The organism is Nostoc sp. NMS2 (genome assembly GCF_017115105.1).
In the GTDB taxonomy this organism is placed as follows: domain Bacteria; phylum Cyanobacteriota; class Cyanobacteriia; order Cyanobacteriales; family Nostocaceae; genus Nostoc.
This window is the reverse complement of sequence record NZ_JABXKH010000178.1, coordinates 75,563-101,687: the sequence shown is the minus strand read 5'-3', so window position 1 is coordinate 101,687 and position 26,125 is coordinate 75,563. Positions and strand designations below refer to the sequence as shown.

General features: G+C 41.8%; 18 protein-coding genes. 9 read left to right on the top strand and 9 right to left on the bottom strand.

What is annotated here, in order from left to right; translation table 11 throughout:
• Nucleotides 1–7: 7 nt before the first annotated feature.
• Both HWQ36_RS33450 and HWQ36_RS33445 read right to left on the bottom strand, forming a co-directional pair.
• Nucleotides 8–2,095 carry a LysR family transcriptional regulator gene (locus HWQ36_RS33450; protein ID WP_292711214.1) on the bottom strand — a complete coding sequence of 696 codons (2,088 nt, stop codon included), beginning with the start codon at nucleotides 2,093–2,095 and terminating at the stop codon, nucleotides 8–10.
• Nucleotides 2,096–2,118: 23 nt separating this feature from the next.
• Complete coding sequence (locus HWQ36_RS33445) at nucleotides 2,119–3,168, bottom strand: LLM class flavin-dependent oxidoreductase (RefSeq protein WP_292711212.1); 1,050 nt, start codon at nucleotides 3,166–3,168, stop codon at nucleotides 2,119–2,121.
• A 565-nt stretch (nucleotides 3,169–3,733) separates the two neighbouring features.
• Here HWQ36_RS33445 and sfnG point away from each other — a divergent pair.
• Nucleotides 3,734–4,831 carry a dimethylsulfone monooxygenase SfnG gene (gene sfnG / locus HWQ36_RS33440; protein WP_292711208.1) on the top strand — a complete coding sequence of 366 codons (1,098 nt, stop codon included), beginning with the start codon at nucleotides 3,734–3,736 and terminating at the stop codon, nucleotides 4,829–4,831.
• Between the two features lie 174 nt (nucleotides 4,832–5,005).
• Complete coding sequence (locus tag HWQ36_RS33435) at nucleotides 5,006–6,214, top strand: SfnB family sulfur acquisition oxidoreductase (protein ID WP_292711205.1); 1,209 nt, start codon at nucleotides 5,006–5,008, stop codon at nucleotides 6,212–6,214.
• A gap of 270 nt (nucleotides 6,215–6,484) precedes the next feature.
• Here the strand turns inward: HWQ36_RS33435 and HWQ36_RS33430 are convergent, their stop codons facing one another.
• Complete coding sequence (locus tag HWQ36_RS33430) at nucleotides 6,485–8,089, bottom strand: iron uptake porin (protein WP_292711202.1); 1,605 nt, start codon at nucleotides 8,087–8,089, stop codon at nucleotides 6,485–6,487.
• A 635-nt stretch (nucleotides 8,090–8,724) separates the two neighbouring features.
• Between HWQ36_RS33430 and HWQ36_RS33425 the strand changes: the two genes are divergently transcribed.
• From HWQ36_RS33425 to cobW, 3 genes are all read left to right on the top strand, one after another.
• Nucleotides 8,725–9,909 carry an acyl-CoA dehydrogenase family protein gene (locus HWQ36_RS33425; RefSeq protein WP_292711200.1) on the top strand — a complete coding sequence of 395 codons (1,185 nt, stop codon included), beginning with the start codon at nucleotides 8,725–8,727 and terminating at the stop codon, nucleotides 9,907–9,909.
• 413 nt (nucleotides 9,910–10,322) lie between these two features.
• Complete coding sequence (locus tag HWQ36_RS33420) at nucleotides 10,323–10,508, top strand: hypothetical protein (RefSeq protein ID WP_292711198.1); 186 nt, start codon at nucleotides 10,323–10,325, stop codon at nucleotides 10,506–10,508.
• A 292-nt stretch (nucleotides 10,509–10,800) separates the two neighbouring features.
• Nucleotides 10,801–11,841: a cobalamin biosynthesis protein CobW gene (gene cobW, locus HWQ36_RS33415; RefSeq protein ID WP_292711195.1), complete on the top strand. Its 1,041-nt coding sequence runs from the start codon at nucleotides 10,801–10,803 to the stop codon at nucleotides 11,839–11,841.
• 227 nt (nucleotides 11,842–12,068) lie between these two features.
• Here the strand turns inward: cobW and HWQ36_RS33410 are convergent, their stop codons facing one another.
• Both HWQ36_RS33410 and HWQ36_RS33405 read right to left on the bottom strand, forming a co-directional pair.
• Nucleotides 12,069–13,199, bottom strand: a complete 1,131-nt coding sequence (locus HWQ36_RS33410) for a class I SAM-dependent methyltransferase (protein ID WP_292711192.1) — start codon at nucleotides 13,197–13,199, stop codon at nucleotides 12,069–12,071.
• 518 nt (nucleotides 13,200–13,717) lie between these two features.
• Nucleotides 13,718–14,308: a macro domain-containing protein gene (locus HWQ36_RS33405; protein WP_292711189.1), complete on the bottom strand. Its 591-nt coding sequence runs from the start codon at nucleotides 14,306–14,308 to the stop codon at nucleotides 13,718–13,720.
• Nucleotides 14,309–14,474: 166 nt separating this feature from the next.
• Here HWQ36_RS33405 and fusA point away from each other — a divergent pair, with 166 nt between their 5' ends.
• Complete coding sequence (gene fusA, locus HWQ36_RS33400; RefSeq protein WP_292711186.1) at nucleotides 14,475–16,478, top strand: elongation factor G; 2,004 nt, start codon at nucleotides 14,475–14,477, stop codon at nucleotides 16,476–16,478.
• 328 nt (nucleotides 16,479–16,806) lie between these two features.
• Here the strand turns inward: fusA and HWQ36_RS33395 are convergent, their stop codons facing one another.
• From HWQ36_RS33395 to HWQ36_RS33380, 4 genes are all read right to left on the bottom strand, one after another.
• Nucleotides 16,807–17,502, bottom strand: coding sequence for an SAM-dependent methyltransferase (locus tag HWQ36_RS33395; protein ID WP_292711183.1), 696 nt, complete (start codon nucleotides 17,500–17,502; stop codon nucleotides 16,807–16,809).
• A 206-nt stretch (nucleotides 17,503–17,708) separates the two neighbouring features.
• Entirely contained in the window at nucleotides 17,709–18,815 is a 1,107-nt protein-coding gene (locus tag HWQ36_RS33390; protein ID WP_292711180.1) for an iron-containing redox enzyme family protein, read from the bottom strand.
• Between the two features lie 277 nt (nucleotides 18,816–19,092).
• The gene (locus HWQ36_RS33385; protein ID WP_292711178.1) at nucleotides 19,093–20,931 is read right to left on the bottom strand and encodes a penicillin-binding protein 2; all 1,839 of its coding nucleotides are present in this window, start codon (nucleotides 20,929–20,931) and stop codon (nucleotides 19,093–19,095) included.
• 98 nt (nucleotides 20,932–21,029) lie between these two features.
• Entirely contained in the window at nucleotides 21,030–21,728 is a 699-nt protein-coding gene (locus HWQ36_RS33380; RefSeq protein WP_292711176.1) for a hypothetical protein, read from the bottom strand.
• Between the two features lie 504 nt (nucleotides 21,729–22,232).
• On the opposite strand from HWQ36_RS33380, the gene HWQ36_RS33375 reads away from it, so the two are divergent.
• The 3 genes from HWQ36_RS33375 to glgB all read left to right on the top strand — a co-directional run bounded on the left by HWQ36_RS33375 (nucleotide 22,233) and on the right by glgB (nucleotide 26,125).
• The gene (locus HWQ36_RS33375) at nucleotides 22,233–22,427 is read left to right on the top strand and encodes a hypothetical protein (RefSeq protein WP_292711172.1); all 195 of its coding nucleotides are present in this window, start codon (nucleotides 22,233–22,235) and stop codon (nucleotides 22,425–22,427) included.
• Nucleotides 22,428–23,221: 794 nt separating this feature from the next.
• Nucleotides 23,222–23,557 carry a hypothetical protein gene (locus HWQ36_RS33370; RefSeq protein ID WP_292711385.1) on the top strand — a complete coding sequence of 112 codons (336 nt, stop codon included), beginning with the start codon at nucleotides 23,222–23,224 and terminating at the stop codon, nucleotides 23,555–23,557.
• Between the two features lie 276 nt (nucleotides 23,558–23,833).
• Complete coding sequence (gene glgB / locus HWQ36_RS33365; RefSeq protein ID WP_292711169.1) at nucleotides 23,834–26,125, top strand: 1,4-alpha-glucan branching enzyme; 2,292 nt, start codon at nucleotides 23,834–23,836, stop codon at nucleotides 26,123–26,125.

The window sequence follows — 26,125 nt, the reverse complement described above, 5'->3', positions numbered from 1 at the left end:
ACGATTTTCATCCTAAACTGGATATTGCTTTGTGATTGCTATCTTCATCTTGTAGCGGTAAATCATATTTATCATAGAGAACTTTTATATGTCGGCTAAACTGTTCCTCGACAAAATAGCTGCTAGAAAATTCACTTGCAAAAGAAACCTGGTGAAAGTGATAATCTAGATTCAGCAAATTGTAGACAAGTCTTAAAAAATAATCATCGATCCAGAAATCTACATCAAATAGTGAAATACCATATTTTCCTTCTAACCTGCGATTTAAAGTTTTTAGTAACCAAGACCATTGAGGTTTGAGGGTGGGATCGATGCGGTTCCCAAATACAGGATGAAAAAACTGATTTACTTGAGTTGTTCTCACATCAATCACTTTAGTTAATAAATCTGCTGCCTTGATTGGAGATGAATTAAACCAATAGTTAGCAACTACTAAATCATGTAAATAAGCAACTACAATTTTAGGGTTTTCTTTAATGAACTGTGAGCGACAGACAATTCCTCTGATTGATGGAATTCTTAAACTACTTGTTTGAGATAAAGGCAGCTTTCTAACAAAAGCGTAAGCTTCTAGAATTGAGGCGAAAGTGTGACAGCATACGTAAGCATCTATAGTTTTATTTGCCAAACTCTTACTTGCTTTACGAGGATCTTCATTCACTAATTTACAATCTTTACTGACATCCATATTATAGAGGTCAAAAAGAGTGATGATGAACCTATGAGCATTGGAACCAAATAAGGTAGAAATTCGTTTCCCCTTTAGATCCTGAACAGTATTTATGGAAGAATCTTTATGCAGAACAATATTTATATCTTGACCTAAAAGATTATATGAAGCAATCCCGATTAATTTAGAACCAAAACTTAAATCATCAAAGAATTGGCTACCATTATTTAAGAGAGAAATATCATCTAAAATACAAATATCTAGCTCTCCCCGCTTCATCTGTCGGTTCATTTTTTCCCCAGAGTCAAACGGCAGAATTTGTAACTCGAAATTTCGATTAATTTCAATATTTTTGGAAATAGCCTGTTCAAATGATGAAGATGCTCTCTGTAAATCAGAAATATACTTAGTCCCATACCCAGCAATAAATTGTCCTATGGAATCCCTCTGAATACCGATCCTCAGAATATTTTCTTCTTTGGGAGAATACCTACCTAAAATTAGGTTTATATTAGGCAAGCTTTCTAAATTGTCTTGATCGAGTCTAAAGCTTCTCACCAAACCCTCTGCGGATATTAACAACTCGCTAAAGCGAGGAACATGCAGATAAATACCATATTCATTAATATCTTCAATAGTCAGAGTTGAAACTTGGTATTGAGCTATTATTTCAGCTTGACAAAAGTCAGGTAGAATCGTTAGATTTTGGTTTTTTGAAGCATAATCTAGTACATCTTGATAACTGTTTAGCACGTGTACCCCGCTTAATTTATTCTTCAAAAATCCATTTTTAGATAGTTCTTGATAAACCTCATCTAAAAGCACAATATCAGCCAGATCAATATCATTTATTTGAACTAAGCGATGCTCATTTAAATATTTACTTGCTCCAAAGGAAAACAACAGCATTTTATGAGTTTTTAATCTAGTGCAGTGGTGTTCTTCCTTATATCCAGAGCAAGTGTTGAGCAGTAGATCGATTTCTATGAGGTGAGAATTGGAAAAAAATCTGCTATCTTTAGCCGCAATTTCTTTGAGCTTTCTGCCTGGAAAACAAAGCTGAAATCTCTGCAAATATTGTTTTAGCCAGACTTCTAAAATTAAATTAGTAGCCCCCAATATCAAATCTTCACCTTCAGCGCTAAATGTTGCCTGAAATTCTTCTTGCAGATTTTCTACAGTTTCTACGACATTAAATGTCTGGGAAATCAATTTCTTGCCTTTATTAGTCAAGCATATAGAGCCGGGAGAGCGATTTAATAAAATTACTCCGAAATAATCCTCTATTTGTTTGACTTTTTTACTAATTAATGCTTGACTATAACCTAATTTTTGTGCTGCTTTAGAGAAGCTACCACAGTCATCTACTGCTTTTAAAATTTTGATGTGGTTTAGGGTAATATCTTCGAGTTTAATCTTATTCATGCTAGTTTAGGCAGGATTTTTAATTACAACAGAATTAAGCTATTCTGCTGTGTATATTCAGAAATCACTAGTTTGTGGAAGCGAATAGTGTCTTCCAACATAGATTCAAATTTGAGTATTATTAAGTCAACGCCAACAGCTTCGTATTCTTTCAGGCGGTTAATAATAGTATAGCGATCGCCAACGAGTTGAGCAGATAAACCGAGGTTGGCTTCAATGGTTTGACTAATATCTAGTTTGTTGTGGGCAACGACGTTAGGATCGATTTGTTCTTGAAAGTACTCGATTTGCTGCTGATTGGCAGAACGATAAATCGCTTCTAATCTGGCTTCGGCTTCGGCGGTATGTTCGCCAACGATCGCAAACGCACTCATTGCTACTTTAATCTGACGCTGGTAGCGATCGCTAGCCAATCTTTTCACTTTCTGCACTAATGCTGCCGTTTTTTCAGGTTCATCAGCATTGATAAATAGATAATCTCCCTGACGAGCCGCTAAGTCAATCGCCCTGTCTGATTCGCCGGCAATGAAAATGGGTGGTGTTGGTGTCGGCTTATCTGCGAGAATACCACCCGTAATATTGTAGTATTTGCCAACATAATTAAAGTCTTCGACTGTCCATAGCCCCTTAATTACATCAATGTACTCTTCTAATCGCACGTAGCGATCGCTGTGGGGTAGCCAGATATCTCCATAGCTTTCTACTTCTAACTTCCACCAACCTGCAATACCACTCAGAGCAAATCTGCCGTTACTAAGTTGATTTTGAATGTTTGCACTCAGCTTCGCAACCACCGCAGGCAATTTAAAACCAGGTTGTACAGCCGCAACAATCTTGATCTTCTTGGTGTTCAAACTTGTTAAAGCTGCTGTAATCCAAGCATCAGCGACATTATAGTTAGGCCCATGAACTGCATTTAAGTAATGTTCAGGAATGTAATAAAATTCATAACCTAATTCGTCTGCCTGAACTGCCAGTTTTACCAAATCTTGAGTGGATAAATTAGCCTCATGGTTGACAACCCGCAACCATCCACCACAGATCGGCGACCAAATTCCAAACTGAAGTGCCATAAATCTTTTTCCTGTGCCTTTTTTTACGAGACATCTATTTAACTACGGTATCTATATCTTTTTTTCGTAGTTTAGTAGTTCACACTACCACATTTATTTCTGCTGTGCATAGTTGTAGATGACACATGAAAATCAGTTGCTTATCACGATCTGGAATAGTGTCGAAACTTTGTTAAGTGGTGATTTCTGGTTGTTCTAACTGAATCAGGATGATACCCAGCAAATATAAAATAATAATTAAATACTCAGCAAAATTGGGCAGTATTCCATTTTGGAATATGGAAATGGAATTTAAGTATATCGAGTCACGACATTAGAAAAATTCTCGTGATAAAGTCTGATTCATCAAAAACTACGGTAACACGGTCGGCTTGTGATATATTACGACCATAAGAACCTGAAATTGTCTACTTGTAAACTCAGAGTAGTTTCCAGACGCTCTCAAGCTTTAGATTTTGACTAAGTTTTAGTTGATTAGTTAATGATGACAAATTAGGCTTTGTTGCATCATATTTCCTCCTGCCTTCTCTTATAACCAAGCAGTTTCAATTACAAACACACAATTATGGTAGATATTAAATTCGCATACTGGATTCCTAACGTTAGCGGTGGGTTAGTTGTTAGTAAAATTCCCCAACGCACAGATTGGACTTATGAATATAATGCTCAACTAGCTCAGACGGCTGAAGAAGTCGGGTTTGAATATGCACTAGCACAAGCCAGATTTATCGCCAGCTATGGCGCTGAGTATCAGTTAGAGGCATTAACAACCGTATCAGCCTTGGCTCCAGTCACCAAGAAATTGAAGCTAATTGCAGCAGTTCACCCTGGATTGTGGCATCCGGGAGTAGTAGCCAAAATCGGTGCCAGTATTGATTTTCTCTCTAACGGACGGTTTGCTCTGAATGTAGTTAGTGGCTGGTTTAAAGATGAATTCACTATATATGGTGAACATTGGTTAGACCATGACGAACGCTATCGTCGTTCAGAAGAATTTATCCGCGTTCTCAAAGGTTTGTGGACTGAAGATGAGTTTCACTTTAAAGGCGACTTTTACCGCATTAACGGCGGTTGGGTGAAGCCTAAACCAGTTAATCAGAATCCACACCCGGAGATATTTCAAGGTGGTAACTCCAAAGCAGCGCGGCGCATGGCTGGTCGCGTATCTGATTGGTATTTCATGAATGGCAACACCATAGAAGGGGTGCGAGAGCAGATTGCAGAGGTATCTGAATTAGCGAGTCTTGAAGGACGCAAAATTAAGTTTGGTTTGAATTCCTTTATCATCGTGCGAGATACGGAAGCAGAAGCCCATGAAGTGTTGCGCGATATTATTGCCCAAGCCGATGTAGAGGCGGTGAAAGGATTTGGTGAAGCAGTGAAACAAGCGGGATCTTCTACTCGTGAACGTCAGGGAATGTGGGCGAATTCCAATTTTGAAGACTTGGTGCAGTACAACGATGGATTCCGTTCAGGCTTGATTGGTACGGCTGAACAAGTAGCTGAAAAGATTCGCCAGTTCCATGAAGCGGGAGTTGATTTAATTCTCGGTGGCTTCTTACACTACTCGGATGATTTACCTGCATTTGGTAAGACAGTAATTCCGATTGTGCGTGAACTGAAAGCTAATCGTCGGACAGCTGATGAGTTGGTTGGAGTGTAGACAATACGGTTCGGTTAAAGGGGAAAGGTTTTGAATACATCCTTTACCCTTTGGCCATCTTGTGCATTAGCAACTTTTGATAGGTCAAGATGTCCATCCCTCAAATGAGTATTTTGCGTTGTCTCATAGGAGTGGCGATTATGAGTCACTTAATCACAATCAAGGAATTTTACGATGACATCAGTAATTAATACAGAACAGAAGGCGCATATTATTCGGGATGATAAAGAAGCGATCGCGATCGCTCACGAACTAGCAGCTGAGTTTGCCAAGGGAGACTCAGAACGCGATCAAACTCGGCGTTTGCCTGCGGAGGAAGTGGAAAAGTTTTCCCAGAGTGGATTGTGGGGGATTACAGTCCCGAAAGAGTATGGCGGGGCTTTTGTATCCAATGCAACCCTAGCAGAAGTAATTAAAATCATCTCCGAAGCCGATTCTAGCCTCGGTCAAATTCCCCAAAACCACCTCTACATGGTGGAAGCAGTTCGGTTAGATGGCACTGATGAACAGAAAAAGTTCTTCTTTGATTTGGTTCTACAAGGTAAACGCTTTGGTAATGCCTTCTCGGAAGTAGGCACTAAGTCTGTCAATGATGTGCAGACAAAGTTACAATCAGATGGATCTGACTTCGTACTCAACGGACGCAAATACTACTCTGCTGGAGCATTACTGGCACATTGGGTTCCCGTCATTGCCAGCAATCCAGATGGTAAAACAGTGGTGGCATTTGTCGAGAGAGATGCCGAAGGACTAACCCTACTTGATGATTGGACGAGCTTCGGACAGCGTACCACTGCTAGCGGCACTACCATTATTGAAAATGTGAAAGTTAAGGCAGAACACGTGATTCCGCACTACTTAGCCTTTGAGCGAGCTACACCAATGGGTGCGATCGCGCAAATCATCCAAGCCGCCGTAGATGTGGGAATTGCCAAAGCCGCAGTTCGTGATACCATTCACTTTGTCCGTAAATATACTCGCCCTTGGGTTGACAGCAACTTAGAAAAAGGCTACGAAGATCCCCTGACACTGTACAACTTAGGCAATGTCCAAATTCAGGTTCACGCTTCAGAAGCATTGCTACGTCGTGCAGGCGAATTTCTTGACACCGCCAACGAGTCAGGTTTAGAAGAACCCAAAGTAGTTGAAGCATCGATCGCAGTTGCTGAAGTCAAAGCATTAGCCACTGAAGCAGCAATCCTAGCTACCAACAAGTTATTTGAACTAGCAGGTACTAAGTCCACATTGGAGGAATTCAACTACAATCGCCACTGGCGAAATGCTCGCGCTCACACACTCCACGATCCTGTACGTTGGAAGTACTACGCTGTTGGTAACTACTTCCTCAATGGTGTCTACCCCCCACGCCATCCTTGGCTGTAATTGTGGCATTCTTTATTGGAGTCAATCAATTTTAGATTTTGGATTTTAGATTTTGGATTAGGAAACTTTTTCAGAATAATTCGTAATTCGTAATTCGTAATTCTTAACTACGAATTACGAATTATTAATTAGTTGTAATGCTGTTATCTCGCTTCCTTTGTCCTCTTAGCAGTGGGAGAGTTTTTTAGCTTTTATATCTGCATTGCTGATTATAAGCATAAAAAACTCGCCGACTTTCGATGAATTATTCTTTGTACCTTTGCTGATTATCTAAAAGGTGAAGGTTGTCCTGACAGTGCCAATTACCGCATCTTGATTGTCATTATTTTGAGCAGGAGCCGTAATCCAAATTACGCCAGGGGTGATGGCAATATTATCTGTAAGCTGATACTTATAAAAGCCTTCAATGTGTAAGGATAAATCGTTTGCAGGTGCTGGATTACCACCCCGATAAGGTTCTGCACCCACAAGAACACCACCAAGGTTGCCTTGTTTACCTAAATCTGGGAATGCCAATCCCAGAGCGTAGTACCAAATATCTGCACTACCACTACCTGCCAGATTCTTGACGTTGGTGTAGCCAAAGAACCCATTGACTGCAAATCGAGAACTAAATTTATAGAAAGCTTCAACTCCGTAAGAGTTGGTAATCGTCCGTTCAAATGGAGTATTGGCTTGTTGTGTTCCCACAAGTGTAAAACCACTACCCAGGTCAAATATTGCTCCCCGATTTTGGTAGGCATTTACATAAGTCAAACCAATGCCAGAGTTATTGTTTGGGTTCCATGCTATTTGTCCAAATGCGCTATATTGACCATTAAAAAAACCACTGTCTGGCTGAGGACTGGCATGATCTCCTGCTAAGTAAGCCAAGCTCAATACCAACTGGTCACTTAATCGATAATTGAATCCCCCACCTGCACCACCACCAATCCGGTAGATAGGACTAGAGGAAGCAAATTCTGTCAAAGCGCGATCGCCGCCTGTGGCACTATCAAGATAGGGACTCAGAGTCGGAACAAAATCAAAATATACTCCGTTTATTGCTCCTATGTAAGCATCAATTTTGCTACCAACTGGAAAATAGTAAGAGAGCCAATCTACGGATAGGTTGTTGTTACTAGGAGCAAGATTGAAGGTTTGCAAACCTTCGGCTGAACCACCAGGAAGCTGCAAAGTAGTAGTGTTTCCAGTACTTAAACGAGTATTTAGAGTGTCTTTACCTGTAAAGCTAGTTTTGAAAACGAGGCGAACTCTATCTTGAAAAACTGTGTTATCACCATTAACTGAGCCTTGAAAAGCATTCGTAATCACAAAGATGGCTTCCGCAGAAAGCTTTGTAGTTGTTGAAAACTGATTGGCTTCTAGTTCCGCAGTGCGAGATTCTAAACTATCAACGCGACCCCGTAGAGTTGCTAGTTCAACAGTAAATTCTTCTTGCAGTCTTTGTACAGTAGTTAAGTCTTGTTTGGTAACTAAGTCAGATGTAGCTGTTGCAATTAGCTCGTTGATCCGAGATAAACAAGCATTTAAACCTGCTGCAAATTCATAGCGAGTGATGGCGCGGTTTCCCCGATAAGTACTATTTGGATAACCCGCAATACATCCATAACGCTCAACTAAAGACTGGAGTGCAAGAAATGCCCAATCAGTTGGTTGCACATCTGAAAACTGAGATACAGAAGTTACCTGAGACATACTGTTTGGCTGTGGGACAGTGGCAATGCCTGCGGCGGGCTGCGCCAAAGATAGTATATTTGTTTGAGTCTCAGTAGCTAAATTCCTTTCTTGGGCGTAAGCTGATGTGCTGGCTAGCAAAGTAGCCCCCACAATCATCGATTCCATGAATAAATTCTGAAATGGACGATTGAACATTTCTATCACTCCTCACATTTTTGGTTTGAAAAATTTAGTCCAAGTCATCAGATATTTCAATGACTTGTTAAGCTAGAAAATTATGGCTAGCTCTGAAAAAAGTTGATTTACTCTAACACTCGGAAATTCGCACTAATATCGTTATAATTCCAGATACATCAGTGAATATCTGGCATTTGAATCTGCATATTTCAGTGGAGAAAAGATTTGTTTTTACAAAAATATAATCCTTATACAAGCTGGTCTATTTGCTAAGGAAATATCTATCTGTAAAAATATTTTAGTTTTAGACAAAAATTAGACTTTTTTGCCCATTAGCACTTATCCACTGTTTACCCATCCAGTTAAAGTAGATTAGTGGATTCAACTTATTAATATTGCATATATGTTCTTGAAAAACAAGTAGATTAGAATATTTTTTTTCTTTTTGACTCTCAACCAAATATTTTTTTATATTGCACTATTAACCTATAGATTTATCAAAATTAATTTAATTTAAACTTGCATTATTAGTTAAAATGTGCAATTATATTTCTATTAGTACGGTAGTTATATCAACACACTGTAGATTAAAAATTTTCCAGCCAAATTTATAGTCGCTCCTCACAGAGGGTTAGCGGGAGAAGTTGCAATATATGCAATTAATTGAAACTGAAAAATCTCAAAATTATCTTGATTTAGCTAAGTCTTTAGCAAAGGAATTTGCCCAAACTGCTGTAGAGCGGGATGCTCAAGGGGGAACACCAAAGCATGAACGCGATCGCTTGCGTCAAAGCAACTTGCTAAAACTAATTATACCTATAGAGTACGGTGGTTTAGGGCAAAGCTGGATTACTGTTCTGCAAATTACCCGCGAGTTTGCCAAAGTTGATAGTTCCATTGCTCACGTCTTTTCTTACCACCATCTAGGTGTCGTTATTCCTCATATCTTTGGTTCGGCAGAACAAAAACAGCGATATTACTCAGAAACTATCCACAACAATTGGTTTTGGTGTAATGCCCTCAACCCATTAGATAAAAGAACTACTCTCACACCAGAAAATAATTATTTTCGTCTCAACGGGATTAAAAGTTTTTGCTCTGGCTCTCAAGACTCAGATATATTGCCAATTACTGCTACTGATCAAGAAACTGGTGAATTGAATATTTTGGTAATTCCCACCCAACAGCAAGGCGTTACAGTTCATCATGATTGGAATAATATGGGGCAACGCCAAACAGACAGTGGTAGTGTTACTTTTGAAAACGTGTTGGTATATCCTGAAGAAATTCTTGGTAGTAGAGACAAGCCCAATCAACCCTTCAATACTATTCGCGCCTGCTTAACTCAATTGAATCTTGCTAATATCTACCTGGGAATTGCCCAGGGAGCATTTGAAGCTGCTAAAACATATACTTCCACTAATACTAAACCTTGGCTGACATCAGGTGTAGAGAGTGCAACCCAAGATCCTTACATCCTTCAGCACTATGGTAAAATCTGGGTTGATCTCCAAGCAGCCGTATATCTTACTGAGCAGGCAGGAGAATTACTACAAGCAGCTTGGGAGCGGGAATGGTCACTTACCGCCGAACAACGAGCAGAATGTGCGCTTTTGGTTGCTACTGCCAAAGTCTTCGCAACTAAAGTCGGTTTAGACATTACAAACCGCATTTTTGAAGTTATGGGCGCACGCGCTACAAATGCAAAATATGGCTTTGACCGTTATTGGCGTAATCTCCGTACATTCACTCTGCACGATCCTGTAGATTACAAAATTCAAGAGATAGGAAAGTGGGCATTAAATGATGAACTGCCAAAACCCAACTTTTATTCATAGTTAAACCACGTCTATCTTGAAACCTGTAGTTCAACTCTAATGAATAAGGATTTGCCCTCATCCCCCAACCCCGAATCCCAGATATGGGCTACGGTGTACACACAAGTCTTTGAGAGTTGCCCCATAAGCTTTTGATTCCCCCAACCCCCCTTTTTAAGGGGGGCAAAAAGCTCTCAAAGTCCCCCTTAAAAAGGGGAGCCACTGCGGTCTTGGGGTCTCCCCCGCCGCAGGATGCGCGAAGCGCTGTAGTGGAGCATCTGGCGTGGTTTCCCCCATGAGCAGGTGGCATGGATTTAGAGGGATCTACTACGATTTTGGTTTTCTAGAAAGATGTGTGTACACCGTAGCAGATATGGGATTCGGGGAGCTAGAATTTCAAAGTCCCTCTCCTAGATATGGGAGATGGATTTAGGGTGAGGGCGAAAACTACGGTTCTCAACTTAGATGAGGTTTATATCGCAATACGGTTCAGTAATAATAATCAGTGGGTTTTGCGGCAACGCCTTGGCGGTAAAGAGCGATCGCATCTTCTGGTTTTTCTTGTGTCATCAGCACATCACCCAGTTCTACATACCTTGAAGGCTCAGGCTCAATTTTAATTAGTTGGCGGTAGGCTGCGTAGACGCGAAGCGGCTTGCCGCAGGCATCGCTTCGTTCACAAAACCGCGCTTTAGTGAGAGTTCAGCTAACCTTTCATAATAAACCTCATTTTTGGGATCATTTTTACTCGCTTGACGATAAATTGCAACTGCTTCAAAAACGGCAATATTTTCAGGCTAACCATAGACTTTCAGCTTAAAATAACTAAGTCAATCTTCAAACCAAGCTTAATCCCAGTATTTAAGTTTGTAACCCGTAAAACTTCTCATACTGAGGAAATCAGGCAAAAATATGGCTACGAAAATTCCTGTCACAGTGATTACAGGCTTCTTAGGTAGTGGAAAAACCAGCCTAATTCGCCACCTGCTACAAAACAACCAAGGACGACGCATTGCCGTTGTAGTCAATGAATTTGGCGAACTCGGTATTGATGGCGAATTGTTAAAATCTTGTCAAATTTGCCCAGAAGATGGTAGTAGCGACACTAATATCTTTGAATTAACCAACGGCTGCTTATGCTGCACCGTGCAGGAAGAGTTTTACCCGACGATGCAAGAGTTAATCAAGCGGCGAGATAGTATCGACTGCATTTTGATTGAAACCTCTGGTTTAGCGTTGCCAAAACCATTGGTGAAGGCTTTTCGCTGGCAAGAAATTCGCAACGCCGCCACTGTGGATGCGGTAATTACGGTGGTAGATTGTGCGGCGGTAGCAGCAGGGACATTTGCTAGCGATCCAGATGCGATCGCAGCCCAACGACAAGCAGATGATAATCTAGAACACGAAACACCCTTACAAGAACTGTTTGAAGACCAACTTGCTTGTGCAGACTTGGTGGTGTTAAATAAAATTGACTTGGTAGATGCCGAGACAAAAGCCAGAGTTGAGGAATTGATTAAGCAAGAGTTACCCAGAGTGGTGAAGATTGTCGAGAGCGATAATTCTCAACTAGACGCATCTATATTATTAGGATTCCAAGCCGCAGTCGAAGACAATTTAGATTCTCGTCCTAGTCATCACGATACTGAAGAAGACCACAATCACGACGAAGAAATTACTTCTACTAATTTAGTTTTGGATCGTACCTTTGATCCAGAAAAGCTGCAACAGGAGTTAGAAAAATTAGCACAAGAACAAGAAATTTACCGAATTAAAGGCTTTGTCGCAGTGCCAAATAAATCCATGCGTTTGGTGATGCAAGGCGTGGGAACTCGATTTGATAAATTTTACGATCGCCCCTGGAAACCGGAAGAGGCTAGGCAAACGCGCTTAGTTTTTATCGGACGTGATTTGAAATCTTCAGAAATCGAATCGCTGCTAGTAGCTTTATAAGTATACCTAGATCCCCGCAAAATTAATGGGACAGACGACTACCTGTATGGTCTATTTACCTGAAAATAGCTGTAATAAATATTTTTACTTCTGGGCATAAATAAATTTACTTGCTCTGAAACCCAGTCAGGCATGGGGCATGAAAAAGAGACAAGGAAAAGGGAGAAACAGGGGAGAGACTTGTTCAATAATTCCCCCTTGTCCCCCTGCTCCCCTGCCTACAAAGGTTACGCATGAACCAACAAGTATTGACCGTTGCCAAGAATTTCACCATCACAGCCGTCAAAATACGAAATGCACAAGAGCAAATAAAGTCTCCACATCCGGCAGAACTTGCCATAGTTCATGCCATAATTTAAATCTTTGACTTTTGCTTGATTTTGGTCAAAATTCATCAACCAATTTATCAGGGTCTTTGAGTAGTTAGCACCATTTAAATACCATTGATTAATAGTTTTCAGGTCTTTATTAATCTTTGGGATGGCATCATAACTCCACACCCGCATGTTTGGAAAAACATATTTGTTGATAAAAGGATGGGTTATATTATAAGGCAATCTGGTCGTAATTATGTGAATTAAGACCTGGCCATCATCTTTGAGGAGAGAAGCCAGTTTTTGAAATGATTTCGTTAAATTACCTACATGTTCAAACAGGCCGATCGCCATAATTTTATCAAACTTATTCTCAAAATCAATATCATTAAAGTCCTCTTCATATAAAGTGAATCTATCTGAATGGAGGTAACTGGTGGGGTCTTGCATTTTTTTACGCATATATTCGCATTGCTTGTGGCTCAAATTAAGAGCCGTTACTTTTACATGCGGAAACCGGGAAAGAATGTAATGTGATGCAGAACCCCAACCGCATCCCAAATCTAAGATTTCGTCTCCGTCTTCGATGCCTGCTTTTGCAATCAAATCATCAAGCATCTGCATTTGAGCTTGCTCAAGGTTGGATGCTCCTTTTTCCCATAAAGCCATTGTGTATTTGGGATATAAAAGTTCTGTCTCTTTTAACATCAGACTGAACATTTCTTCGGGTAGGTCGTATTGAATCTTCATTAGTTCGTGTGACCCTTCTGCAAGGCGATCGCTTTCTTGCAACAGCCATTCATAGGGAACTAAAAGAGAAGGAAAATATTTGTAGCTGATTTGCGTGGAGAGATTCAAAAGGGATTTGAGCAGAGGATCGGGGATTTTTAGCCCATTGATATAAGTTTCTGCTCCTGCCATTACGATTGCATTGAATGCGGCGATCGCTGTGCGGTTCGCTTGGTAAGCAATTCGGTTTTTGTTATTCACATCTACTCCTAAAGGAGTATGTCTTTGGATATTGTCTGGAATGCTGGAAGTCATGTGTGTATTCCTTAAATTTTTAGTTATATCAAATTATGATAAAACCAAATACTCATGTTTTTCCATTTCGATCTGCGATAAATTCCAAACCCTAAAAAATCAAGGATTTGTCACTCACTGATGCTGCTTAAATTGGTAGAATTGAGACTTATATAATCAATTTATTGTATTAAAAATTAACATTCTTTTATGAAGTTTAATAACGACATAACGATCCCTTAATTAATAGTGTTTCTCTTTGCATTCCAAAAATATTTGATAAATTGCATCTAAATTTTTCACACCATAGGGAACACCATATTTTCCCCGGAATGAATTCAGACTATTATCCAAAGTCCTGCTTTACTCCAACGAAGAAGCAGGGGAAATGGCCCCAATCGAGAGCCGTGGAGCAGAGCGAAACATGGGTCTGAGTGCCCCACTTCTATTAAGTTATTAAGTAACTCTCGTTCAGGTGGGTCGAATCCCCTTTCTGTTCTATCCCCCTTCCTCCCAGCTAAGAGCTCCCCTGCCTCTTTTCAATCTCCTCCTTCCCATATCTGAAGTTGTCTTTCAGCTGCAACTATGCAATTGAGATGCTTGGGTGGATACAGAAAATGGTCATAAGCTAAAGCCATCTGTCTAGCAGCCTCAGTATATGGCACTCGTCCTATTCCTGTACCCAATCCAGGACAGGCAATTGTGTTAATTTTTTGCCTATGTTGATTATGGTGGCGAACTGTCAGCAGCATCGCCCACATCGCAATATAAGGAATATCTGTCCCAGCAATAATCATGGGAACTCGCATAGTAGGTGTATGAGCCAAAAAAGGATGTTTGTGATGACCTGTTTCCACAATCATTGATGTTCCCACAGGCTGTTCACCCAAATAATCCTCAAGAATACGCTGCTGGACTCTTGCCATTAAAGTCCGACCGAAAAAACGGATAATTGCTGCGTCTATGCCACCATCCATCATGCCGAAAGAGTTAGCAGGGCTGACTATACAATCAAAATCTGGCAACCACTCGAAATAGTTATTCACTATTTCTATATTGGGTAAGTAATTAAAATTCTGTTGAAAGGCTGCACATAACAAAGAGTCGGGAGCTACCAATATTAATTTCAAGCTTTTATTTTCTCCGCTTGAATACCTATTTTAAACGTCAGCTAGGGCAACAATCAACGGTTTTTCTGTATTATCAGCCTTGTCTTTTAGTTGTATTACATATATAATACAAGATATATCACTACTCAGGTAGTGACTGTTTGTCGCTTAAACAAAAGGAAATTTTATGATTCCCCGAACACGTATCCGAAATATTGGTATCTCTGCCCACATTGACTCTGGTAAAACTACGCTATCAGAGCGAATTCTCTTCTACACGGGCAGAATCCACGCTATTGAGGAAGTGCGGGGAGGCGGCAAGGGTGCAACGATGGACTTTATGCCGGAGGAAAAACTACATGGCATTACCATTACTTCTGCTGCTACTACCTGTGAATGGGACGATACCCAAATTAACCTGATTGATACACCAGGACACGTAGATTTCACGATTGAAGTGGAACGCGCCCTGCGGGTATTGGATGGGGCAGTGATGGTTCTGTGTGCTGTAGCGGGTGTGCAGTCCCAGTCCATTACGGTGGATCGGCAAATGAAGCGCTATCGTGTGCCGCGTTTGGCATTCATCAATAAAATGGATCGGACGGGAGCAGATCCATTTCGTGTAGTACAGGGAATACGCGATCGCTTGCAACTAAATGCAATGTTGCTCCAGTATCCTATCGGCAGTGAAGACCAATTCCAGGGAGTGATTGACCTGGTAGAAATGACTGCTGACTACTTTGAGGGTGAAAACGGTGAAAACTGCGTGAAAAAGTCAATTCCCGAAGCTCTTAGGGATGAGGCGCAACAGGCACGGGAGAAGTTGCTAGATGCTTTGTCATTGTTCTCAGAACCGATGACTGAGATGCTACTGGCGGGTGAAGAGATTCCCAAAGCATTAATTTGGGAAACCATCCGACAGGCAACCTTGAGTCTAGAATTTACACCTGTACTGCTGGGTTCGGCATTCAAAAATAAAGGAGTGCAAAACTTATTGGATGCAGTTGTCCTCTATTTACCATCTCCCATAGATAGAGAAGTGGTAAAAACCGTAGAGTTGGTGAGTGTCTACCCTAACCCCGATGCTTCCTTGGTGGCATTGGCATTTAAACTCACCGTTGAGTCCTTTGGGCAGTTGACCTATACCCGGATTTACTCTGGGACATTGAAACCAGGTGATAGCGTCTACAACTCACGGACTGAACAACGGGTGCAAATTGGTCGCTTGGTGAGAATGCACGCCAATAAGCGAGAAGAGGTAAAAGTTGCCATAGCAGGGGATATTGTGGCTCTGTTGGGCGTGGATTGTGCTTCTGGTGATACATTCTGTTCTGGGGAACCACTGGTATCTTTAGAGAAGATGTTTGTGCCGGAACCAGTGATTACACTGGCAATTACGCCTAAAAAGCAGGAAGATAGCGATCGCCTTTCTAAGGCACTCAATCGCTTTCAAAGGGAAGATCCTACTTTTCGGTTGAGTATCGATCCTGAATCAGGTGCAACTTTGATTTCTGGGATGGGCGAACTCCATTTGGAAATCTATCTCGAACGCATCCAACGGGAATATAATGCCGAGGTCTACGTTGGTAATCCCGCCGTGGCATACCGAGAAACCATTGGACAACAAGCTACATTTGACTATCGATTCAAGAAACAGTCAGGCGGCCCCGGTCAGTACGCCCATATTACAGGGTGGATTGAACCCACAGATGAGCCGTTTGTCTTTGAAAATCGCGTGGTTGGGGGTGCGATTCCTAAAGAATATATCCCGGCATGCGAAAAGGGTTTCCTTGAGGCGATGCAATCAGGAAAGCTAGAAGGTTATCCGGTAACTGGGGTGAAAGTTGTTTTGGATGGTGGTTCTTATCACCCAATTGACTCTTCAGAATTGGCTTTCCGGTCAGCGTCCCATCAAGCAATTGAGGGTGCGATCGCTAAAGCCAAACCCTACATCCTCGAACCGATCATGCTTGTAGAGGTGGAAACACCAAACGAGTTTATGGGAAGAGTTCAGGGTGACTTATCCTCTCGTCGGGGTTTGTTGTTAGGTTCCGAGACAATGCAGGGATACACAGTGATTCGGGCAGAAGTAGCACTGGCGCGAATGTTCGGGTATTCTACAGAATTGCGATCGCTCACTTCTGGCATGGCTAATTTTTCAATGGAGTTTGCCTGCTATCGCCAGTCTTGAACCTGACTTTTCACGTCATGTGGAAAAGCCTACGAAAAACCTAACCCCCTTCCCGACGCGGGAAGGGGGAAAATTCAAAGTCTCTCTCCTTTTAGGCTACCGTGTACACACAAGTTTTTGAGAGTTGCCTTACAGCCTTTAGATCCCCCCTAACCCCCCTTAAAAAAGGGGGAACCGGAGTCAAAGTCCCCCTTTTTAAGGGGGATTTAGGATTGATCTAGTTGAGATTAGCGATCGCTTTTACTAAGACTTATACAGATAAAGTTTTAGTCATGAAAAATCAGATTTCCGACTTCTCAAAGAAGTCGGAAATCTGAACTCTTAATTTTCACAAACTAGTTAGAACCTGAGCTAATTGATTAGATAAATCAATTACAGAATCCTGGAATTTTGTAAATAAAACCCCAGCTAAAAAATAATAATCGCCAGAATAAAATGCCATTCTGTTTTTTCGGAGTTCTTCTATGTGTTTTTTTACTTTAGGCTCCGAGCTATAGTAGCCGAACTGCAAAGGTAACACCATGAAATTTTGAACACAATACCCATTTTGTTTTGCTATGTTCAACGTATTGATTGGATTAGAAAAGCTAGATATTAAAAGCAAGACATTTTCGTAATCTAACGACAAAAGATCGTTGGTAACTGTGGCTCCATCTACGCCCCCAAATAAAAGTGGTATATAAATATCGTCATCTGGTGCGGGTAGATAGGGTGGATTGGCTACAAGATACTCGGCATCGGGTTGAGAAGAATTAAACAAAGATGAATTATGGATTATATATTTATTTGTGAGATTGTATTCATCAATGGTTGAATTGGCAACTTTCCATGCAGAAGTATTTAATTCAAATCCCTGGATTACGCCATTAAACTTGTTTCTCAATAAAGAATTAATTACAGGGCTGCCATCTCCTGAACCAAACTCCACAATAGATTCGGAGTTTTTACAATTTCTAATTACAAAGCTTTCTAAACAGTTTGAGTAGAAATTAGATTCTTCAGGGCAAAAAAAGATATCTTTCATTTTGGTAATGTATATTAAACACGAAAGAAATTATTTATTACCTTGTATTAAGGCAATAAGAAACTATTCCTTTAGCAAGGTATTGCTAAAGAAATCTTTTTGCAAGAAAATTACATATAAAATGACTTAAAAATGTCAAATTAAAATGCTAAGAATAACCTGCTATTTTTAATTTCTAATTTTTGGGATTTCTCTTTACATACGAGTCAGACGAATTGTTTTACTTCGCGTATCGATCGCACAACAGCATTAGCGGCGCGATCGCCCATTAGTTTCTCCTGGTCATACCCAAGCAGCAGTTCCCACGCATTGTTGGGATATCGTTCTGCTAAAGACAAAGCAACATCATCTAACATCCAACGACCGTGGCGTTCATCTTCCCTGATGTGCAGTTCCCAATAACCCATCGCCGCCTCTGACAGTCCCAATCGTTGCGCCGCCGCCAGATAATTTTTATAAGCCGCAGGGCCAGCCACCTCAAAAAATGTCAACGCGCCACTGTAACGGAGAAAATAGCGTTTGCGATCGGTGGTCAAAAAGTTATGATTAGCACAAGCTAAAACTTCCCAAGGCACTAAATCGAAGTATCCTTCTGGTTCAGTGTTCATCCCAAATTCAGCCAGCATTTGGGCAAAAAATGTCGAGTGCTTGCGGGATAAACGACCATTGCCGTATTCTTCTAGTAGTACTCGCACCAGCGTACACTGCACTTCATTAGCAGCACCACCCAATACGTAGCAAAGACGACTACCTTCAACCAAGCCATCAAAGGAACCGATCGCTAGCAAGTGACGATACCCAGCTTCAGTCATTTCCTCACGAATATAGCGGCTACTCTCCGACAAAGGCGGAATTAAATCGGCAGATGCACGCTCAATTAAAGCGTGTTTGACATCTAATTGTTGCAGCGCCGGTAAATCTATCTGTGCCAGTTCCCAGTTTTGCCAAGCAGCCTCAATTTGATTACGACATGAGGATAAATAAAGCGATCGCTCATTGTTATAATTCTGCAAATCGTCATACCAAAACAGTTTGAGCCGATTAATTCGATAAAGTATCCGTTGCAGAAAACGGTGAGCCTGTTCATCAGAGCGATCGTTTTTATAGGCGGCATGAATTGCTGTTGAGAGCGCCTGTTCAAACTCACTAGCTATTGCAGGTTTTACATCCAGCTTACGATCCAAATCCTCCATTGCTAGCAGTTCTATAAATTGCTCCTCAGCACGGTCGTACTTGGTAATTGTTCTTTCTTCTGTTTGGGTGCTTTTTTTCGCAGTCCCAGCATTAGGAAATATCACTAAATTGCTTTGCATGGAATCTTTGATAGCTTTGGAAAAGTGAGAAATTAGTTTCACCTCTAATATCTAGGTTTCCACACCAGTAGCTTTCTGTACCTCTTTCCCTGGTTATAAAGAAAGATTAAGTTTCAAAGCAAGGGAAATTGGGAATTGGGAATTGGGCATGAAGAAGAGACAAGGGAGACAAGGAAGAGGGGGAAGACAAGGGAGAGACTTGTTCAATAATTCCCCCTTGTCCCCCCTGTCCCCCCTGCCTCCTGCCCCCTGCTGCCCCCTGCCTCTTCCCCACTCCCTATGGCACTCCCGTCCGTTGCTCAATCGCCTTACTGGGCGGAATCTCCTCAAGAGGAATCAGTGCTTCGATCACCGACTTAACAATTGGTGCGGCAACAGTAGAACCATAAGCACTTTCTCCTTTTGGCTCATCCACCAGTGCAAACACTACATAGCGAGGAGATTCTACTGGTAAAATAGCCACAAAACTCGTCATTCTAGCACCCTTGATGTAGCCGCCATTAGGACTAGCTTTTTGGGCTGTACCAGTTTTACCAGCAATGCGATATCCGGGAATTTGTGCCGCCTTACCACTGCCTTCATTAACAACAGTTTCCATCATTTCCACAACTTTTTGGGCTGTTGCGGCTGAGAAAATTTGACGTGATATAGTGCGAGTGGGTGAATCATGCATCTGCCCTTTGGTATCAATCAGCCCTCGAACTACATGGGGTGTAACTAATTTACCGCCATTGGCTAAAGCACCGTGCATTTGCACTAGCTGTATCGGTGTCATAGAAAAGCCTTGCCCAAAGGAAGTAGTAGCTGGTTCAATTGGCGAAGCAATAAATTCTTCTTGACTTTTGAGCCGACCGCCAACTTCAAAAGGTAAATCTGTATCAACTTTTTGTCCTAATCCCAAGCGTTCTAGCCAGTTGTAGTAAATTGAAGGCTTTAAGCGTTGGATAATTTGCACCATGCCAATGTTGCTGGAATATTGCAAAATCTGAGCGATGCTGATTCGCCCATTACCATTATTCATCGCATTTTTGATGGTGTAATTAGCTACTTTAATAGAACCGGAGTCATTAAACATATCATCTGGTTTGATGACACCATTTTCCAGAGCGATCGCCACATTCAAAGGCTTAAAAGTCGAACCTGGTTCATAAAGATCCGCCACCGTCCAGTTTTTAAATAGCGAGATATTAGCTTTAGCGTATTCATTAGGGTTATAAGTAGGCTGAGAAACCAGGGCCAGTAAGGAACCATCCAACGCATCCATTACAATTACCGCCCCACGTTTAGCATCAAACTTCTCCATTTGTTGTTTGAGTGCAAGGCTAGCAATCCGTTGCAGACGGCTATCGATTGTGAGTTGCAGCCGCAAATCATCAAAATGCAGAAAACCTTCCGGTGCATGATCCGGCATCACGGCTCCATTCCCAGAGCGACTGAGCCGCACCGTTTGCACAGGACGTTCTAACAACTTCTCTTGAGAATATTCCACACCTGCTTGACCACGACGGTCAATATTCACATAACCCACCACATCAGAAACCAAATCGTCTGGCGGATAATATCGGGAGTATTTTTGAATTAACTCTAAGCCATTTAAACGCAAAGAAGTGACGCGATCGATAATTTCTTCCGGTAAGGCTGGGGCAAGTATAATTCCGCTTCTTTTGCTTTGAAAAGTTTTCACCAATTCAGCAGTATCTTTTGCCAATATTGGGGCAAGTAGCTCTGCCATATCTTCATTAGACTTATCAAACAGCTTGGGATGAGCGTACAAAGTATACACAGGACGGTCAATCGCCAACAGTTCACTATTGCGATCTACCACCGGGCGACGGGGCATAAAAGGTCGCAAATCCACCATTTGTTGGTTTCGCGCCTGCTCTGTTAATTTTTGCCCCTTGACAATTTGCAAGTTATACAGTTTGATACCTAACCCCAATCCTGCTGCCATTAATACGCCCCATACGATGAACAGTCGGGACTTGGTATTGGATGTTTGGTTTTGGATATTAGAGGCAAGTGTCCCCAACAACCCTCGTTTAGAACCCTTCTGCTGCTTTTTGAATGCTGGATTCCGAAACTTTCTTAATCTTGTTCTGCTTGGTAATTTTTGCATTGCCTACTCAGTAGCAAATTACTTTTCGGAGTCAAAAGTCCAAACTTAAAGTTAGTTACTCCATAACTCCCGTACAGACGCGATGAATCGCGTCTCTCTTAATATCCAAGTGGTGAGGGCGTTTGCTGTTGCGTTTCCGAACTTGGCGTTATGTTATTAGACGATGCTGGCTTAGGAGTATGAGGTGCTGGAGACAAGAAAATCATTCCTTGGGGGGTTGGCGATCCTAGCCCTGCTGTTGGTTGTTCTGCTTCCTTAGCCATTTTGTTTGTCAGCGTGGCGTTGGTTGTCGTTAGCAACCGCTCATGACGTTGAAGGTTTTGCAGTCTGCGATATGACTTACTCCAAAGCTCTTGAGAATATACTGTCCAGCCATAAAGAGCAAGTGTCGATGCTACTACCAAGAACGCCAAAACTGTCGAATAACGATGAAATGTGTACAAGCGCAGCAACCATAAAGGTACGGCTCCAGAATTAGGCATTGCGGGAAGTCCAAGAAAATCTACCCCTGAACTCTTCTGAGTCGCGCTGGACTGCTCATTGAGATTTGGTAACTTTTGTCTACCCGACTCTTTCACCGATTTGGGCATAACTGCCTTATTTGTGGCAGAAACCGCTAAATCTTTTGAGGAACGCTGTTGTCTTTGAGAAGATAAGGGTGTGGCTTGGGTCGCTGCTGTAGAACTCTGTGCTACCGACTCTATACGTGCAGAGCGTCGCCTCCCTAAAGAAAGCATAGAATCTCGCCAGAACCAATTACCCCTTCCAGAAATAGCAGATTTACGAGCAACTACCATAAATTTTTTTAGATGAAAAATACTGTACTTTAGATTGATTTTCTTGATTGTCTGTTTTTGATAGGGTTAAAACTTGCTTCTGTGCAACAAGCACATATAACAGACTACACCCTTTTAACTGTTCTGATAGGTAGCTGTACCAATGTTTGCATCCTCTAGAATTGCAATGTTTGCAATCAGCGATTAGCAACTGGACAGCTTACCCTTTAGACATAGCACCTAAAGTATGGCAACACGGGCCAGCAAGGTGCAATACTCTGTGAAAAAAATAAAATTTTTTGTTATGATAGCTCGGTTTGCTAGAAAATTTGGTAATTTCCTTTTTGCTTCTGAGTTAAGAGAAACTAATCAGATAGCTGTATGATACATAGTGTCAAAAAGAATATCCCAAAGGATTCTTTTTTTTAGTATGTAATCTCACAGTATTTAAAAAAAAGCAATAAATACGGTATCGTATTGAACAGGCGAAAAATTTTTCTAGCCACAATTGGTGAAAGAGGAGTTATGAAAACAAAAATCTTTGGTTTGGCTGTAATCTTAAGTCTAGCTACAATTCTGGGAGCCTGTGAAGGCGGTGGTGATGGTGGTGGTACTACTGCTACTCCTGCTGCTACAGGTGAACCAACTGATGCACCTCCCGCTACTAAACCTACACCTGTTACTACACCTGTTACGACACCTGCTGCTACTCCTAAATAAGGCATCTTAAGCTAAAGCTTTAGTTGAAATCATACCCAAAACAGCTTTAGCAACAACGCCCGTCACTACATAGCTTGAATTAATGAGGTTCATCTAGAAACCTTTATCGAAACAGAATTCAGGAGTCAGGAGCCAGAATAATGCCTCCGGCACGCTCCGCGAACAGAATGAATTTTGAACGAAAAAGTGGATGAATCCAGGGGTTTAAGACCCCCACTAAATCTGCTTATTTAGTGGTCAACAAGACAGTGGTGGGTCTGAATCCCCCACTGATTCATTCTGACCGGAGGCGGAGCGTCTCCGGCTCCGCTCCTGTTAGCGGATAGCTAAGGTTTAGCCCATTCTGACTTCTGAATTCTTCAACTTTCTGTTGGTGTCTCAGAGCCTAAAGTTTGCTCAAATATCAGCTAAGTAGGGCAGCAATAAAAGGACACTGGTGATGAGGATTACCTCGTCAACCAAGTGTCCGCCTGAAATTCTCGCCTGACCGAACCTTATTCCAAGTAAAAAATGAGTTTAGTTCCGTAAATCTAAGCCATCTTGTGGGCAAAATACTTCCACGATTTAGTGTTTGGAATAGCTTAAACTCCTGAATTTTGAGAGGACAAAAGAATTCATTGCGATCGCTGGCAATTGCTCAAGAGCGTTCCCTGTAGTCTATCCTGTAATAGGAAAGACCTAGTGATGTCCCTTGATCTTGCCAGATTTTTATTGGATAAATTTGGGTATTGGGAATGGGGAATGGGGCATGGGAAAACAGATTTGCATCTGGCGTTGTGAAAGGAGTTTGGGGTATGGGGAAAGTTAAAGCGATAAAGGCGATAAAATTACTGAGCTTAGTTGTAATTAGTGTAACTTTGGTTATTTTAAGTAGCTATTGGGGATCATCACTAGTCATAGCATTGCCGCCACCAGAGGATACACCAGAAGAAATATTACGGACACAGATTATCATAGAAGCGCGATCGCCAATTGATGGAAGCTTCCTAACAGCTGCCGAATATATTCAATTACAAGCGCAGCTTCAAAAAGTCCCACCACCAAAACTAGACCCCAAAATTCGGGAACAGATTTTCTTGCTTCGCCTGCGTAAAACGTTACTTCAGTTTTTCCCATTTTTAAATTTTTGATAAATTTGTCATTTGTCATTGGTCATTGGTTGTCCGCCCAATGCCCCATTCCCAATACCCCAGTCCCCATTCTGATGTAGGATAACGGTGGCGACAAAATTGCAAATAAATGTAAAGAATATATAGCGGTTCCCAGTTGAGTAAGGTACAAAAACCCCAACCCCATCCCCGCAAGCGATGAGGGGGCTATGAAGTACCTGATTTGATTAGGAAAAGCTATATATAGATTTAAAAAAGTAGATTTAGTTAATCACGTTATTTTACTTAGGTAGCTTCATGTCCATGACCACGATTGCCCCTGAGCAGGTTAACAGCATCGTTTGGAATCAGCATAACGATCCCTTTGAAATACTAGGTTCTCATCCCATAGAACAAGACGGCAAAACTGTCTGGGCTGTGCGGGCCTACCTACCAAATGCCAGTGCAGTATGGGTTGTTCTTCCTGAACAACGGAAAGAATACCCAATGCAAACAGTGCATCATCCTCACTTTTTTGAATGCACCATTGAAACCGCAGAACTGGCAAACTACCAGTTACGGATTAAAGAAGGGGAACATGAGCGTGTTACTTATGATCCTTATGCTTTCCGTTCTCCCAATTTGACAGACTTTGATTTGCATTTGTTTAGTGAAGGGAACCATCACCGAATATACGAAAAACTGGGAGCGCACCCCACGGAAATAGGCGGCGTTAAGGGCGTTTATTTTGCAGTTTGGGCACCCAATGCCCGGAATGTCTCATTGCTAGGAGATTTCAATCTTTGGGATGGGCGTAAAAACCAGATGCGTAAAGGGCCCACCGGGGTTTGGGAGTTGTTTATTCCTGAAATCGGTGTGGGAGAGCATTACAAATATGAAATCAAAAATTTTGAAGGACACATTTACGAAAAATCCGATCCTTATGGTTTCCAGCAAGAACCCCGCCCGAAAACGGCATCTATTGTCACTGATTTAGATGCTTACACTTGGAATGACGAAAACTGGATGGAAAAGCGGCGGCGCAGTGACCCCCTTACCCAACCTGTCTCAGTTTATGAAGTGCATTTAGGGTCTTGGTTACACGCTTCCAGTGCCGAACCTGCTAGACTGCCAAATGGTGAAACTGAACCGATAGTTGTCGTTTCTGAACTTAAGCCGGGCGCACGTTTCCTTACTTACCGAGAACTAGCTGACCGACTCATTCCATACATCAAAGAATTGGGATACACCCATCTAGAAATACTGCCCATTGCGGAGCATCCCTTTGATGGTTCTTGGGGTTATCAAGTAACTGGATACTATGCTCCCACCTCCCGTTTTGGCAGCCCCGAAGATTTCATGTATTTTATTGACAAATGTCACCAAAATGATATAGGGGTAATTGTAGATTGGGTTCCCGGTCACTTCCCCAAAGATGGACATGGTTTAGCTTTCTTTGATGGTAGCCACTTGTACGAACACTCTGACCCCCGCAAGGGCGAACATAAAGAATGGGGTACTTTGGTGTTTAACTATGGTCGCCATGAAGTTAGTAATTTCCTAGCAGCCAATGCCCTCTTCTGGTTTGACAAGTACCACATTGACGGGATTCGTGTCGATGCTGTTGCCTCGATGCTCTATAACGACTATTGCCGCGAACCAGGAGAATGGCTGCCCAATCAGTACGGCGGTAGAGAAAACTTAGAAGCCGCAGATTTTCTGCGTCAGGTAAATCACACTATCTTTAGCTATTTCCCTGGCATTCTCTCAATTGCTGAAGAATCTACTTCCTGGCCAATGGTATCTTGGCCCACCTACACAGGCGGACTGGGCTTTAACTTGAAGTGGAATATGGGCTGGATGCACGATATGCTGGATTACTTCAGCATGGACCCTTGGTTCCGCCAGTTCCACCAAAACAACATCACCTTTAGTATGTGGTACAACCACAGCGAGAACTTCATGCTGGCTCTGTCCCACGATGAAGTGGTGCATGGTAAGAGCAATATCATCGGTAAAATGCCGGGGGATACATGGCAGAAGTTAGCTAATATCCGTTGTTTATTTAGCTATATGTTTGCTCACCCAGGCAAGAAAACCATGTTTATGAGCATGGAGTTCGGGCAGTGGAGTGAATGGAACGCTTGGGCAGATTTGGAGTGGCATTTATTGCAGCATGAAGCACACCAACAGTTAAAAACGTTTTTCCAGGATTTGAACCATCTCTACCGTTCTGAACCAGTTTTGTACACCCAGGATTTTGCTGAACCTGGGTTTGAATGGATTGACTGTAGCGATAATCGCCATAGTGTAGTTTCTTTCATGCGTCGTGACAAGGATTCTGATGATTTTGCGATCGTGGTTTGCAATTTTACACCACAACCTCATTCTCACTACCGCATTGGTGTACCGCAAAAGGGCTTTTATACTGAGTTGTTCAATAGTGATGCACGTAAGTATGGCGGCAGTAATATGGGCAATTTAGGTGGTAAGTGGACAGATGATTGGTCTTTGCACAGTCGTCCTTATTCGCTAGATTTGTGTTTGCCACCTTTGGGTGTGTTGATTCTCAAGTTGGATAAGAAGAAGACTGCTGAGGTGATGGGATAA